The sequence below is a fragment of the Stenotrophomonas geniculata genome (assembly GCF_034508895.1).
Lineage (GTDB): Bacteria > Pseudomonadota > Gammaproteobacteria > Xanthomonadales > Xanthomonadaceae > Stenotrophomonas > Stenotrophomonas geniculata.
Genome location: NZ_CP140571.1, coordinates 3,445,274 through 3,459,584 on the forward strand (window position 1 = coordinate 3,445,274; position 14,311 = coordinate 3,459,584).

The 14,311-nt window shown below is 68.6% G+C and carries 15 protein-coding genes; 4 read left to right on the plus strand and 11 right to left on the minus strand.

The genetic code is table 11. From position 1 onward, the window contains the following. Positions 1-126: 126 nt before the first annotated feature. Together cydD and cydC are read left to right on the plus strand one after the other, a co-directional pair. Positions 127-1,872 carry a thiol reductant ABC exporter subunit CydD gene (gene cydD, locus RI032_RS15890; RefSeq protein ID WP_322547297.1) on the plus strand — a complete coding sequence of 582 codons (1,746 nt, stop codon included), beginning with the start codon at positions 127-129 and terminating at the stop codon, positions 1,870-1,872. Next, positions 1,869-3,542 carry a thiol reductant ABC exporter subunit CydC gene (gene cydC / locus RI032_RS15895; protein ID WP_049453052.1) on the plus strand — a complete coding sequence of 558 codons (1,674 nt, stop codon included), beginning with the start codon at positions 1,869-1,871 and terminating at the stop codon, positions 3,540-3,542. Before cydD ends, cydC begins: the two co-directional genes overlap by 4 nt. Before the next feature lie 100 nt (positions 3,543-3,642). Here the strand turns inward: cydC and RI032_RS15900 are convergent, their stop codons facing one another. The 11 genes from RI032_RS15900 to ccmA form a co-directional block, all read right to left on the minus strand. Then, positions 3,643-3,987: a DUF1294 domain-containing protein gene (locus tag RI032_RS15900; protein WP_019336390.1), complete on the minus strand. Its 345-nt coding sequence runs from the start codon at positions 3,985-3,987 to the stop codon at positions 3,643-3,645. Continuing rightward, the gene (gene metX / locus RI032_RS15905) at positions 3,988-5,100 is read right to left on the minus strand and encodes a homoserine O-acetyltransferase MetX (protein ID WP_322547298.1); all 1,113 of its coding nucleotides are present in this window, start codon (positions 5,098-5,100) and stop codon (positions 3,988-3,990) included. Positions 5,101-5,280: 180 nt separating this feature from the next. Then, positions 5,281-6,270, minus strand: a complete 990-nt coding sequence (locus tag RI032_RS15910) for a tetratricopeptide repeat protein (protein ID WP_057503874.1) — start codon at positions 6,268-6,270, stop codon at positions 5,281-5,283. Next, complete coding sequence (locus RI032_RS15915) at positions 6,264-6,713, minus strand: cytochrome c-type biogenesis protein (RefSeq protein ID WP_019336393.1); 450 nt, start codon at positions 6,711-6,713, stop codon at positions 6,264-6,266. The genes RI032_RS15910 and RI032_RS15915 overlap by 7 nt, the downstream gene beginning before the upstream one ends. 4 nt (positions 6,714-6,717) lie before the next feature. Next, entirely contained in the window at positions 6,718-7,335 is a 618-nt protein-coding gene (locus RI032_RS15920; protein ID WP_005410345.1) for a DsbE family thiol:disulfide interchange protein, read from the minus strand. A gap of 8 nt (positions 7,336-7,343) precedes the next feature. Further along, a complete protein-coding gene (locus RI032_RS15925; protein WP_322547299.1) occupies positions 7,344-9,263 on the minus strand; it encodes a heme lyase CcmF/NrfE family subunit in 1,920 nt (639 codons plus the stop codon). Next, positions 9,264-9,725, minus strand: coding sequence for a cytochrome c maturation protein CcmE (gene ccmE, locus RI032_RS15930; protein WP_100446247.1), 462 nt, complete (start codon positions 9,723-9,725; stop codon positions 9,264-9,266). Next, positions 9,722-9,910, minus strand: a complete 189-nt coding sequence (locus tag RI032_RS15935) for a heme exporter protein CcmD (RefSeq protein ID WP_010486686.1) — start codon at positions 9,908-9,910, stop codon at positions 9,722-9,724. The genes ccmE and RI032_RS15935 overlap by 4 nt, the downstream gene beginning before the upstream one ends. After that, positions 9,907-10,677 (minus strand): heme ABC transporter permease CcmC, encoded by a 771-nt coding sequence (ccmC, locus tag RI032_RS15940; RefSeq protein ID WP_010486688.1) that lies wholly within the window; start codon positions 10,675-10,677, stop codon positions 9,907-9,909. Before ccmC ends, RI032_RS15935 begins: the two co-directional genes overlap by 4 nt. 43 nt (positions 10,678-10,720) lie before the next feature. Beyond that, complete coding sequence (gene ccmB, locus RI032_RS15945; RefSeq protein WP_006456616.1) at positions 10,721-11,416, minus strand: heme exporter protein CcmB; 696 nt, start codon at positions 11,414-11,416, stop codon at positions 10,721-10,723. Then, positions 11,413-12,042, minus strand: coding sequence for a heme ABC exporter ATP-binding protein CcmA (ccmA, locus tag RI032_RS15950; RefSeq protein WP_019336398.1), 630 nt, complete (start codon positions 12,040-12,042; stop codon positions 11,413-11,415). The genes ccmB and ccmA overlap by 4 nt, the downstream gene beginning before the upstream one ends. A 196-nt stretch (positions 12,043-12,238) precedes the next feature. Between ccmA and RI032_RS15955 the strand changes: the two genes are divergently transcribed. After that, on the plus strand, positions 12,239-13,387 hold the full coding sequence (locus tag RI032_RS15955) for a pyridoxal phosphate-dependent aminotransferase (protein ID WP_260362480.1): 1,149 nt from the start codon (positions 12,239-12,241) through the stop codon (positions 13,385-13,387). 14 nt (positions 13,388-13,401) lie between these two features. Next, positions 13,402-14,208 (plus strand): amidohydrolase, encoded by an 807-nt coding sequence (locus tag RI032_RS15960; RefSeq protein ID WP_100446243.1) that lies wholly within the window; start codon positions 13,402-13,404, stop codon positions 14,206-14,208. The last annotated feature ends 103 nt before the right edge of the window (positions 14,209-14,311 follow it).

A 14,311-nucleotide genomic window follows, 5' to 3' on the forward strand; every position in this document is an offset into this window, starting at 1 on the left:
AATGTATGAACAGGTGCCCCGGTTGATCGTATGCCAACCCGATGAAGACTGCGACCGCTGGCCGCAGAGGCCGGCCATTGCCTGCGCCTACAATGCCGTGTCTCCCCCGTTGCCCGTGAAGACCCCTTGAGCGCTGCCGAAACGACCCCTGACAGCCTGTCCCCGGAAGCCGAAACTGCCCGCCAGCGCCGTGTCCGCGCGGCGTGGCTGGCTGATCTGGCCCATTCCGCCCGGGGGCGCCAACGCCTGGCGGCCCTGTGCATCAGCCTGTCCGGTGCGTTGCTGATCGGCCAGGCCGCCGCGATCGCCTGGCTGGTGCAGCAGGTGCTGGTGGAGCGCGCGCCGCTGGCCTCGGGGCTGCCAGTGCTGGGCGGGCTGGTGGTGATCCTGGTGCTGCGCACGCTGCTGGGCAGCGCCACCCAGGCGGCTGCCGGGGATGTAGCCGATGCCGCGCGGCTGGCCCTGCGCGAGCGAGTGTTCGCCCGACTGCTCAGCCATGGCCCGTTGTGGCTGCGCCAGCGCCGCACCGGCGAACTGGGCGAACTGATGCTGCATCACGGTGATGCGATCGAGAGTTATTACAGCGGGTTCCTGCCGGTGCGCACCGAGGTGCTGGTGGTGCCGCTGCTGATCCTGGCCGCGGTGGCCTGGGTTGACTGGGTGGTGGCGTTGATCCTGCTGTTCACCGCGCCGCTGGTGCCGTTCTTCATGATGCTGGTGGGCTGGGGCGCCGAAGCCGCCGGTCGCGCCCAGTTGGGGGAGCTGGCGCGGATGAGCGGCCACTTCGCCGACCGCATCAAGGGCCTGGGCCTGCTGCGCCTGTATGGCCGCGGCGAGGCCGAGCTGGAGGGTATCGAGGCGGCCGCCGAAGGTGTGCGCGTGCGTACCCTGAAAGTGCTGCGGATCGCCTTCCTGTCGTCCACGGTGCTGGAATTCTTTGCCTCGGTGAGCGTGGCGATGGTCGCGCTGTACCTGGGCCTGAGCTATCTGGGCATGATGTCGCTGCATTCGGCGGTGCCGACGCTGGGCGCGGGCCTGTTCTGCCTGCTGCTGGCGCCGGAGTTCTACGCGCCGCTGCGGCGGTTGGCTGCGCACTACCACGACCGCGCCAATGCACTGGCCGCGGCGGCCGAGGTTGAGCGTCTGCTGCAGTCATTGCCGGACGAGCAGGGCCTGATCGAGAACGAGAGTGCGCCGGTGGCTGTGGAACCGGCCGAGGCCGCGTTGCCGCCGCTGCAGGCGCAGGGGCTGGTGCTGCGCCCGTTGGGCGCGCCGCACGACGTGCTGCAGGATCTGGATGTGCTGCTGGAACCGGGCCAGCGGCTGGCCCTGGTCGGCCCCAGTGGATCCGGCAAGAGCACGCTGCTGGAAGCACTGGCGGGCTGGCTGCCACCGCGTGCCGGCAAGCTGCACCTGCGGCCCGGCGTGCAGGTAGCCTATGCCAGCCAGCGGCCGTACCTGTTCCACGGCAGCATCGCCGACAACCTGCGCCTGGCCGATCCCGGCGCCAGCGACGCGCGGTTGCGCGCAGTGGCCGAGGCCTCGCAGGTGCTGCAGTTCGCGCAGCGCCTGCCACAGGGACTGGATACGGTGATCGGCGAGCGCGGCTTCGGCCTGTCCGGTGGTGAGGCACGTCGCATCGGCCTGGCCCGCCTGCTGCTGCGCGACCCGCAGGTGCTGCTGCTGGACGAACCCACCGCGTTCCTCGATGCCGATACCGAAGCGGCGCTGCTGCGCAGCCTGGCCGCCTATGCACGCGGCCGCAGCGTGGTGGTCGCCACCCACAGCCCGGCGGTGATCGCCTGGGCCGACCGTTGCCTGTTGTTGCCGGAAGGTCGGTTGGTGGAACCGGCACAGGCGGTGCGCGCATGAGCCGTTCGCCTGATTCGCTGCGTGCGGTGTTCCTGCGCCATCGGCCGCGCCTGCTGCTGACGATCCTGCTGTTGTGGACCACCATGCTGGCCGGCACCGCACTGCTGGGCCTGTCCGGTGGTTTCCTCACCGCAGCTGCATTGGCCGGTGCGGCCGGCCTCGGCCAGGGCTTCAACTTCTTCTCGCCGTCCGCGGGTATCCGCGGGCTGACCATGGCGCGCATCGTGTCGCGCTACTTCGAAAAGCTGGTGGGCCACGACGCCACCCTGCGCATCGCCCGCGACTTGCGCGTGTGGTTCTTCCGCCGCGCGCTGCCGCTGGCACCGGCACGGCTGGGGGCGACGCGCACCGGCGATCTGCTGGCGCGCCTGCTCGGTGACATCGGTGAAGTGGACGGCCTGCTGGTGCGTGCGATCGGGCCGCTGGTGGCGCTGGGTGCGCTGACGCTGGTGGCGGTGGCCTCGGCGGCGCTGATCCTGCCGTCGGCAGCAGTGTTGCTGGCAGTGCTGGCGCTGCTGATCGCTTTCGGCGTGCCGTGGCTGGGTGTGCGCGGTCGTGACGATGAAGAGGCGGACCGTGCCGCGCATCGCGCCGCACTGCGCACCGCCGCCTTTGAAGGGTTGGAGGGCGCGGGCGATCTGGCCGCGCTGCATGCCGATGCGGCGTGGCAGCTGAAGGTGCGCGTGGCCGCCAAGCAGCTGGCTTCGCGGGATCGTCGGCGCCGCTGGCGCCTGATCGCGGCCTCGACCCTGCATGGCCTGGTCGCAGGGCTGGGGCTGGTGGCGATGCTGGCACTGGCGCTCCACGCGGCCGAACAGCAGCGTATCGCGCCGGAAATGGCCGCGGGCCTGGTGTTCCTCACCGTCGCGCTGATCGAACTGTGGGCCGGGATGGGCTTGGCGTGGCAGTCACTGCAGTCCGGGCGGATCGCCGCCGATCGGTTGCAGGCCATCGTCGAGCAGCCGCCGACGGTGGAGGATCCCGCCGTGCCACAGCCGGTACCGCAGGCCGCGCGCGTGCACTGGGACGACGTGCATTTCCAGTGGCCGGGCGCCGCGCGACCGGTGCTGTCCGGCCTGCAGTTGACCCTCGCGCCGGGCGAACGAATCGCCATCCGCGGCGACAGCGGCAGTGGCAAGACCACGCTGTCCAGCCTGCTGCTGCGGCTGTGGGATCCGCAGCAGGGGCGAATCACCTATGGTGGCATCGACCTGCGTGATTTCAGCCAGGCCGACTGGCATCGGCAGCTGGCCTGGTTGCCGCAGAACGCGCCGGTGTTCGCCGGCACCGTGGCCGAGAACCTGCGCCTGGGGGATCCCGATGCCAGCGACGCCGCCTTGTGGGCAGTGCTGCGCCGCATGCGCCTGGGCGAATGGGCCGAGCGCAACGGTGGCCTGCAGGCCTGGGTGGGCGAGAACGGCGCGACGATGTCGGCCGGCCAGGCGCGGCGGCTGGCGCTGGCCCGTGCACTGCTGCGCAATGCGCCGATCCTGCTGCTGGACGAACCGACCGAAGGCCTCGACGTGGATACCGCACGTGCGCTGCTGCAGGACCTTTCCGGGTTGCTGGACGGGCGCAGCCTGTTGATGATCACCCACGACGACCTGCCTGAAGGCGTGGTCGATGCGCAGTACCGGTTGCGCGATGGGGCGCTGGTCCGCGAACTTTGACCGATGCACATCCGCGCCTGGCGTGGATCTACTGTAGAGCCGAGCCCATGCTCGGCTGCCTCTGTACGGAGCCGAGCATGGGCTCGGCTCTACAGGTTGGCTATCGCGAGAACTCGCGCAGCATCACCGCGATCGAGGCCACGTTGGCCAGCACGCACAGCCAGAACACCCACTGGAACGAGGCTTTGCGGTGCTTGTGGCGGAACATCGCCTGGCCCAGCAGCGCGCCGGGCCAACCGCCGGCAAAGGCCAGCAGCTGTAATGTGCGCTCCGGAATACGCCACTGCTTTCTCTGCGCCGCGCGCTTGTCGTGGCCGTACAGGCCGAACGACACCGCGCTGGCCAGCAGGCACCACCCACCCAGCCACAGCGGCAGCACGCCGCTGACCGTCAGCGCGATCAACGCGCCGAACGCGGCCAGCGCGAGATTACGCCGCCATGCCACCTACAGCGCGTCGAGAAAGCCGCGCACGGCCGGGCCGAAACGCTCGAAATCGACGAGGAAGGCGTCGTGGCCCTGTGGCGATTCCAGGCCGATGAAGCGCGCATCGGCGCCGCCAGCGCGCAGGCCGTCGGCGACCTGTTGCTGCTGCTGCACCGGGAACAGGATGTCGGTGTTGGCGCCGATCGCCAGCGCCTTTTCCACCCGGATCTTCGCCAGCCCGGCCAGCACGTCGCCGTCGGCATACTCGGCCAGGTCGAACCAGTCCATCGAGCGGCTCAGGTACAGGTAGCAGTTGGGATCGAAGAAGCGCACGAAGCGCCGTGCGTGGCCTTCCAGATAGCTTTCCACCTGGAACTCCAGGCCGAACGGATCGTCGTCGGTCTGATCCGAATCCAGCCGCACGCGGCCGAAGCGGCCATCCCATTCCAGTGCGGAGCGGTAAGTGATCACGCCCAGCTTGCGCGCCATGCGCATGCCGGACTCGGGGTATTCGGCATCGTCGTAGTGGCCACCATTCCAGCGCGGATCAAGACGGATCGCCTCGCGCTGCAGCGAACGGATCGCGATCGAGAACGGCAGCGCCTGCGCACTGCCGGAAATGTTGACGTGGCTGCGCGCGATGCCCGGCTGCAGCATCAGCACGGCCAGTGCGGTCATGCCGCCCATCGAATTGCCGACCACGCAGGCCAGCTGCTCGATGCCCAGGGCGCGCACGACCTCGATGGCGGCGCGTGCGCCGTCTTCGATCGACAGCTCGGGGAAGTCGAGGCGATACGGTTCACCCGTGGCCGCATTGAGCGAGGCCGGACCGGTCGAACCCTTGCAGCTGCCCAGCGAGTTCACGCAGACCACGAACCAGCGGTCGGTATTGATCGGCTTGCCGGGGCCGACCATGCCTTCCCACCAGCCCGGTGCCGGATTGGCGTCGTTGGCCGCGGCATGCGCATCCGGCGAGAGGCCGGTGACGATCAGGATCGCATTGCTGGCGTCGGCCGCCAGTGTTCCCCAGGTTTCGTAGGCCACGCGCGCGCCGTGCAGGGCGCCCCCGCGCTTGAACGGGAAGGGCGAGGGCAGGGCGTGGAAGCGGGTGCCGGGCGGGATGAATTCGGTCATGCAGCCATTCTAGCGGGGCCGCATGTGGAGCTGGCGACACGCTGGTTTCCAGCAGCGGTTGGACGCGGACCGGACCGTCGTATCCACGCATGGCGTGGATCTGCTGTAGAGCCGAGCCGATGCTCGGCTGGCGGGCGCCGGCAACCCAATCGCAGCCGAGCGTGGGCTCGGCTCTACAAGTCAGGGAAACCGCAGCTCAACCACGCCGTCATGCGGCAGCGTCACCCGCACCACGTCGCTTTGCAGGTCCCCCTCGCTGCGATTGGCGCTACCAGTACGCGAGATGCGTGCCAGCACTTCCACGTCGCGATGTGCCGACAGCGGCGCGGTCGGCATCGGGCTGTCAGCGTCGCCCAGCCCGACCGTGGCCGGGAAACCGGCCAGCGGCAGCTTGCGTGCGGCCACCGGCATCGGCGGTCCACCCACGGCGCGGGCCAGCACGAATACCCGGGTGCTGGCCGGCCACTCGGCATTCTCCAGCGCAGGCAGCTGCACGCGTACCTGCAGCAGCGCCGCTGGTGCTGCAGGAGCGGCATCGGGTGCCAGGCCTGCGGCTTCGCGGGCGATGGCGATCTGCGCCTGCAGCGCCTGCGCGGCGCCGGGCTCAAGCCGTGGCAGCAGGCCGCTCCACACATCCGCGGCCTCGGCATTCTTTCCGCGCTGGCGCAGGGCGATGCCCAGCAGCCAGCTGGCGCGCTCGGCATCGGGTGCCTGTGCACGCGCCTGTTGCAACCAGGCCATCGCGGTGTCATCGAACTGCTTGCCGGCATCGGCCTGCGCACGTGCCTGCGCCGCTTCCACCAGCACGCCGGGGTCTTCCGGGGCGAGAGCGGCGGCACGTGCGAAGGCGTCCGCCGCGGCTGCGGCGTTGCCCAGTTCGGCCTGCGACCGGCCCAGCAGTGCCCAGCCATCGGCCCGCTGTGGGTCACGCTCCAGTGCATCCTGCAGGGCCTGTACGCCATCGCGCAGGGTGGCTACCGACGGCGTCGGTTGCACCTGTGCTGCACGCGGATCACCGACCAGCAGATACAGGCAGGCACCGGCCACGCCCAGTGCGAACACGCCGACCGCGAAACCGCGACGACCGTGGTGGCGCAGCGGCCACAGCACCAGCGCTGCCATCAGCGCAGCAACCAGACCGGCCAGCACCGGCAGCCAATGGCTCACCATCCGTCTCCTTCATCGGCCTTGCCGGCCGGTGCTGCGCCGACCGTACGGCCACGACGGCGGACAATGCCCAGCACCACCAGTGCGCCGGCGCCGAGCATCAGCAGGGGACCGCCCCACAGCAGCCAGGTGCCCGGCTGCAACGGTGGTTGATAGAGCACGAACTCACCGTAGCGGGCGACCAGGAACTGCTTGATCTGTGCATCGTCGTGGCCCTGCTGCATCAGCTGCAGCACCTCGCGGCGCAGATCCTGCGCGATCTGCGCGTTGGAATCGGCCAGCGACTGGTTCTGGCACTGCACGCAGCGCAGCTGCGCGGCCAGGTCATGGAAGCGGCGTTCTTCGGCGCCATCGCGGAACTGCAGCGGCTGGGGATCGTGCAGCGGCTGCTGTGCCACTGCGGCCAGCGGCAGCATCAGAAGCAGCAGCGCCAGCAGCCAGCGCATGGGCTCAGGGCGCCGTGTGCAGCGTGCTGCCGGCATTGCCCTGGGCCTTCTCGATCTTTTCCAGCGCCGGGATCAGCTTCTCGTCGACTACGCGCTGGGTCATCGCACCGCTGTACTTCCAGCGCACGATGCCGCTGCCGTCGACAAGGAAGGTCTCCGGTGCAGCGGTCACGCCCCAGTCGATGGCGGTGCGGCCTTCAACATCACTGAGCACGACCATGAACGGGTTGCCCAGCTGCTCCAGCCAGTGCAGGGCATCGGTCGGCTCGTCCTTCCAGTTGTAGCCGATCACGCGCACGCGCTTGCTCTCGGCGAAACGGGTCAGCACCGGGTGTTCCTCGCGGCAGGCCGCGCACCAGCTGCCCCATACGTTCAACAGGTAAGGCGCGCCGCGCAGTTCGTCGCTGTGCACGATCATCTCCGGGTCGTGCAGCACCGGCAGGGCGAACGCCGGCGCCGGCTTGTCGATCAGCGCCGAGGGCAGCACGTCGCGCTGCGGATCACCCGATTTCATCACCCCGTAGATCATCAGCCCGAGCAGGCCGAAGAAGAACAGCACGCCGATCACGATGGCTACCGGCGGCAGCGGGCGGGAGGGGCGCGGGGCGGGGGACTCGGACATGGAAACTCCTACGGACGACGGAAACGGCGGTCGGCGGCGGTGATGAATCCGCCCAGGGCCATCAACAGCGCGCCCAGCCAGATCCAGCGCACGAACGGCTTGATGTGGACCCGGACCGCCCATGCATTGTTGCCCAGCGGCTCGCCCAATGCCACGTAGACGTCGCCGTCGAAGCGTGCATCGATGCCGGCCTCGGTCATCACCTGACCACCACTGGCGTACTGGCGCTTCTCCGGATGCAGCAGGGCCAGTTCGCGGCCGTTGCGGAACACCCGCAGGTGACCGCGGTCGGCGATGAAATTGGGACCTTCGCGATGGTCCACGCCCTCGAAGCGCACTTCGTAGCGGCCGACCACCAGTTGCTGGCCAGGTGCCAGCGCCACTTCGCGCTGCACGTTCAGGGCTTCCACCAGCAACGCACCGGCCAGGAACACGGCGATGCCTGCGTGGGCGACGATCATGCCGAGCATCTCGGCGGTGAAGCGACCATTGCCACGCAGGCGCTGCCAGACGAAGCGTGCGGTACCGAATCCGACCCAGGCCCCGGCGGCGACACCGAGACCGGCCTTCCAGCCGTTCTGCGGCGCCTGCCACCAGGCCAGCGCGCCCAGCAGCACCGCCAGCCCCAGCCAGGGCGCCAGCAGGGCGAATGCACGCGAAGGTTGGTCGCGCTGCCACTTCACCAGCGGGCCGAACGGCAGCAGCAGGATCATCGGCGCCATCAGCAGCAGGAACAGGCTGCCGAAGTAGGGCGGGCCGACCGAGATCTTGCCCAGCGACAGTGCATCTGCCAGCAGCGGATACAGCGTGCCGAGCAGGACCATCGCGCAGGCGGTGGCCAGCAGCAGGTTGTTGGCCAGCAGCAGGGTCTCGCGCGAGGTGGCGGTGAAGCCACGGCGTGGGTCGTCGGCGTCCACGCTGAGCTGGCTGGCGCGCAGCGCGTACAGCAGCAGGCTGCCGCCGATCAGCACCGACAGGAATACCAGGATGAACAGGCCGCGCGACGGATCGGCGGCAAACGAATGCACGCTGGTCAGCACGCCGGAGCGCACCAGGAACGTGCCCAGCAGCGACAGCGCAAAGGCGGCGATCGCCAGCAGCAGGGTCCAGCTGCCGAACGTGCCGCGCTTTTCAGTGACGGCCTGCGAATGGATCAATGCCGCACCGACCAGCCAGGGCATGAAGCTGGCATTCTCCACCGGGTCCCAGAACCACCAGCCGCCCCAGCCCAGCTCGTAGTAGGCCCACCAGCTGCCCAGCGCGATGCCCAGGGTCAGGAAGCCCCAGGCGACGTTGGTCCACGGCCGCGTCCAGCGCAGCCAGCGCGCATCGATGCGCCCCTCCAGCAGGGCCGCCACCGCGAATGCGAACGGAACGGCAAAGCCCACGTATCCGATGTACAGCATCGGCGGATGAATGATCAGCCCTGGGTCCTGCAGCAGCGGGTTGAGGTCGCGGCCTTCCAGCGGCGCCGGGTTCAGGCGCAGGAACGGATTGGAGGTGAAGATCAGGAAGGCGAGGAAGCCGACGCTGACCACGCCCATCACCGCCAGTACGCGCGCCTGCACGTGTGCCGGCAGGTGCCGCGAGAACAGCGCCACCGCGCCGGTCCACAGCGCCAGCACCAGCGCCCACATCAGCAGCGAGCCCTCGTGGGCCCCCCACACCGCCGAGTAGCGGTAGATCATCGGCAGCAGCGAATTGGAGTTCTCGGCCACGTAGCGCACCGAGAAATCCTGCTGCACGAACGCGGCGGTCAGCACCGCGAACGCGCCGGCGAGCAGCAGCAGCTGTGCGAAGGCGGCCGGCCGTGCCACCGCCATCCATGCCGTATTGCTGCGATGCGCGCCGACCAGCGGCAGGCCGGCCTGCAGCAGCGAGGCCAGCAACGCGCACAACAGCAGGATCTGACCCAGTTCGGGCAGCACTCAGCGCACCTCGGGTGCCGTCACCGGCACGTCATGCTTGCGATGGGCATCGCCCATCTTGTCGGCCACTTCCTTCGGCACGTACTTTTCATCGTGCTTGGCCAGCACTTCGTCGGCAACGAAGACACCATCCTGCAGGCGGCCACTGGCGACCACCGCGGTGCCTTCGGCAAACATGTCCGGAAGAATCCGCGACGTGGTCACCGCCAGCTGGGCATCGCCGTCGGTTACTTCGAAACGTGCTTCCAGCGAACCGACCGGGCGGTTGAAGGAGCCCTTCACCACCATGCCGCCCAAGCGGAACCGCGACTGTGCATCGACATCCCCGCGCAGCACTTCCGAGGGCGTGTAGAGGTAGGCGATGTTGCGTTCCAGCGCCATCGCCACCAGTGCGGTGGCCAGCCCGGAGGCGAGCAGGGCCAGCAGTACCCAGGCCAGGCGGCGGCGTTGTACCGGCGTCATCGTTCCAGCTCCGTCGACAGCGGCGCCGCAGCTTCCTGTTTGACGGCGCGGGTCTGCTGCCGCTGCTGGCGTGCCAGCGCCAACCGGCGTGCCATGCGCAGGCGCAGCCACGAACCGATGGCATCGGCGCCGAGCACCAGCACGAACACGGCGTACGCGCCGATCACATAGGGCAGGTGGGTCATGGCTGGGCCTCCCCGGCCGCGCGTGCGGCATCGACCCGGCCACCGACCCAGGCCTTGCCGGCCTCGCGGTCGAGATTGTCGGCGCGGGCCTTGGCCAGCACCGAACCGGCGAACCAGAACTTGGTGCCGATGACCATCCACCACAGTGGCGCGATCATCGCGCTGCTGATTGCCGATTCACCGAACACGTTGATCGACTGGCGCTGATGCAGGCCGCCCCACCAGTCCACCGAATAGCGGATCACCGGCAGCAGGCTGACACCGACGATGGCCAGCAGGCCGGCCGCGCGCGCGGCGCTGCGGCGGTCCTCGATGGCGTGGTACAGGCCGATCACGCCCAGGTACAGGAACAGCAGCACCAGTTCACTGGTCATGCGCGGGTCCCAGTCCCACCAGGTACCCCAGGTACCCTTGCCCCAGATGCTGCCGGTCAGCAGGGTGATCAGGGTGAAGCCGGCGCCCATCGGCGCACAGGCCATGGCCAGGATCTCGCAGACCTTGATCCGCCAGATCAGGGCGATGGCGGCATACAGCGCCATCAGCGCGAACACGAACAGGCTCATCCAGGCACTGGGCACGTGGATGTAGAGGATGCGGAAGCTGTCCAGCTGCTTGGCTTCCGGCGGCACCACCAGCAGCGCCTGCCACATGCCGACCAGCAGCACCGGCACCGCCGCGAGGTAGAACACCCGCGACCAGCGGGCAGCGAATCGGTCGAACGTGGGGGGCGAACCGAGTTGGTGGAACCAGCGGACAATCGGATTCATGCGTGGCGGCTATCCAGCAGGGGTGGATTGGCTCTCAGCTCGGTCAACTCAGAGAAATACGTATTGCAGCGGCGGTGGCCAACGGCGCCAGCACCAGCGCGACCAACAGGCCGGCGCCCAGCATCAGCAGCGCACCGACCGGATCCTGTCCGCGTCCGGCTGCCGCCAGACTGCCTGCGCCGAACACCAGCACTGGCACGTACAGCGGCAGCGACAGCAACGCCACGAGAATACCAGAGCGTCGGATGCCTACGGTCAGCGCGGCGACCACGCCACCAATCAGGCTCAGCAACGGCGTTCCCAGCAGCAACGATGCCAGCAACATCGGCAGCTGGTCATGCGGCAGATGCAGCATTTCGGCCAGCAGCGGACTGACCACGATCAACGGCAGGGCGGTGGTGGCCCAGTGCAGCAGCACGCGCACCAGCACCAGCCAGGCCAGCGGCACCGGCGCCAGCAGCCATTGTTCCAGCGAGCCGTCTTCGGCATCGGAGCGGAACAGTGAATCCAGCGACAGCTGCCCGGCCAGCAGCACCGCAAGCCACAGCACTGCGCCTGCGGTGGCGGCCAGCAGTTGCGGCTCGCGACCCTGCGCCAGCGCGAACAGCACCACCACCAGCACCGCGAACAGCAGCGGCTGCAGCGCATCGCCGCGGCGGCGCCAGAGCAGGCGCAGGTCGCGCTTGAGCAGGGCGCCCGCGGTCTGCCACAGGCCCGGTTCGGTGCCTGGCGCGATCATGCGGCACCGCCGAGGTCGAGCTGGCGGGTACGCACCGGCGGTGCGGCATAGGCGCCATGGGTGGTGACCAGTGCCGCGCCACCGGCGCGCAGGTGCGCGGAAATCATCCGGTTGACCAGGGTGATGCCCTCCAGGTCGAGGTTGGCATAGGGTTCGTCGAGCAGCCACAGCGGCGCCGGCGACAGCCAGATGCGTGCCAGTGCCAGCCGCCGCTTCTGCCCGGCGGACAGATGCCGAACAAGGGTGTCCTCATAACCGGCCAGGCCGACGATGGCCAGCGCGTTGCCGGGCATCTGCCGCGCACGGCGGCCGTGCAGGCCACACAGGAAGTGCAGGTTCTCCAGCGTGTCCAGATCGGGCTTCAATGCGGGCAGGTGGCTGAGGTAGGCGACATAGCGCGCGCGCTCGGCATTGCCGGCCGGTCGGCCATCGATCTGCACCTGCCCGGCACCGGGCCGGGCCAGGCCGGCCAGCACGCGCAACAGCGTGGTCTTGCCGGCGCCGTTGCCGCCCTGCACCAGCAGGGCTTCGCCGGCGTCCACATGGAAGTCCAGCGGGCCGAACACCGGCTCGTCATTGCGGGAGAAGCTCAGGCCGCTGGCGGCCAGCAATGCAGGGGTGTTCAAGGGGCAAAGGTCTTCATGCCGGAGTGCGGCGGCAATTGTAGCGGTGAATGCTGTCCCGGTAGCGCCGGGCCATGCCCGGCGGCCGCAAGGCATATGCAAAGAGCCGCCGGGCATGACCCGGCGCTACCGGCTGAACCCACAGTCGCAGCGTGGATTTCGTACACTTCTGGGCCTCGTTCCCCCAGACTCCAGGCCGATGCAACCCAACACCAAGCTGCCCAAGGTCGGTACCACGATCTTCACCGTGATGTCCCAGCTCGCCGCCGAACACGGCGCGGTCAACCTGGGCCAGGGTTTCCCGGACTTTTCCGCGCCGCAGCGCCTGATCGATGAGACGGCCAAGGCGATGGCCGCCGGGCTGAACCAGTACCCGCCGATGACCGGTGTGGCGCCGCTGCGCCAGGCCATCGCGCAGAAGGCACTGGACTGCTACGGCGCGCAGGTCGATGCGGACAGCGAGATCACCGTCACCAGCGGCGGTACCGAGGCCATCTTCAACGCCATCCACGCCGTGGTGCGTGCCGGCGAAGAAGTGATCGTGCTCGACCCGGCCTATGACTGCTATGAACCGGCGATCGATCTGGCCGGTGCCAAGGCCGTGCATGTGTCGCTGGATCCGCAGACCTTCGCCGTCGACTGGGACCGCGTGCGTGCGGCGATCACCCCGCGCACACGCATGCTGATCGTCAACACCCCGCACAACCCGTCCGGCGCGATGCTGTCGGCGCAGGACATGCAGGCGCTGGCCGAGCTGCTGCGCGGCACGCAGATCTACCTGATCTCCGATGAGGTGTATGAGCACATCATCTATGACGGCCGCCGCCATGAATCGGCGCTGCGCTACCCGGAACTGCGCGAACGCGCGTTCGTCATCTCCAGCTTCGGCAAGACCTACCACTGCACCGGCTGGAAGATCGGCTATGCGATCGCACCGCCTGCGCTGACCGCCGAATTCCGCAAGGTGCACCAGTACAACACCTTCACCAGTTTCGGCCCGGCGCAATACGGCTTCGCCGCGATGATCCGCGATGAGCCCGAACACCACCTCGAGCTGGGCGCGTTCTACCAGGCCAAGCGCGACCGTTTCCGCGAGCAGCTGTCCAGCACCCGCCTGAGGGCGCTGCCGGTCCCCGGCGGCTACTTCCAGCTGGTCGATTACTCGGCCATCAGCGACCTGCCGGACCACGAATTCGTGAAGTGGCTGACCATCGAGAAGGGCGTGACCGCCATCCCGCTGTCGCCGTTCTACGAGAATCCGCCGGCCGGCCAGCGCCTGGTGCGCCTGTGCTTCGCCAAGAATGAAGCGACCATGGACGCGGCGATCGAACGCCTGCGCCTTCTTTGAGCGGAGCAGTGACCATGCAGGACCTGCGCATTTCCCTCGTCCAGGGCGACACCCGCTGGCATGATCCGGCGGGCAACCGTGAGTACTACGGCGCACTGCTGGCACCGCTGGCCGGCACCACCGACTTGGTGATCCTGCCGGAGACCTTCACCAGTGGCTTCTCCAACGACGCCATCGCCCAGGCCGAAGGCATGGACGGCCCGACCGTGGCCTGGGTGCGCGAGCAGGCCAGGGCCTTGAACGCGGCGGTGATCGGCAGCGTGCAGTTGCGTGATGGCGAAGGCGTCTACAACCGCCTGCTGTTCGCCACGCCCGATGGCAACCTGGAGTACTACGACAAGCGCCACCTGTTCCGTTACGGCGGCGAGCACGAGCGCTATGCTGCCGGTCGCGACCGCCTGAGCGTGGAATGGAAGGGCTGGCGGATCAATCCGCAGGTCTGCTACGACCTGCGTTTCCCGGTGTTCTGCCGCAACCGCTACAACGTGGAGCGTCCGCAGCAGCTGGATTTCGACCTGCAGATCTTCGTTGCCAACTGGCCGTCGGCACGCGCCTATGCGTGGAAGACACTGCTGCGTGCACGTGCGATCGAGAACCTGTGCTTCGTTGCTGCGGTGAACCGTGTCGGCGTCGATGGCAACCAGCTGCATTACACCGGCGACAGCGCGGTGCTGGATTTCCTCGGCCAACCGCAGGTGGAGATTCGCGAACGCGAACAGGTGGTCACCACCACCGTCTCGGCCGAGGCGCTGGCAGCACACCGCGCGCGCTTCCCGGCCATGCTTGATGCCGATGCCTTCCATCTGGACGAGCAGGCCTGAGCGACGGCCTGAACGCCGCCGCACCAGCGCGCGCGCCTGCATTCAACGTGCACGCGCGCGCTGTTAGATTCGCCGCCAGTCCGACCGAACTGGAAGTCCCGCC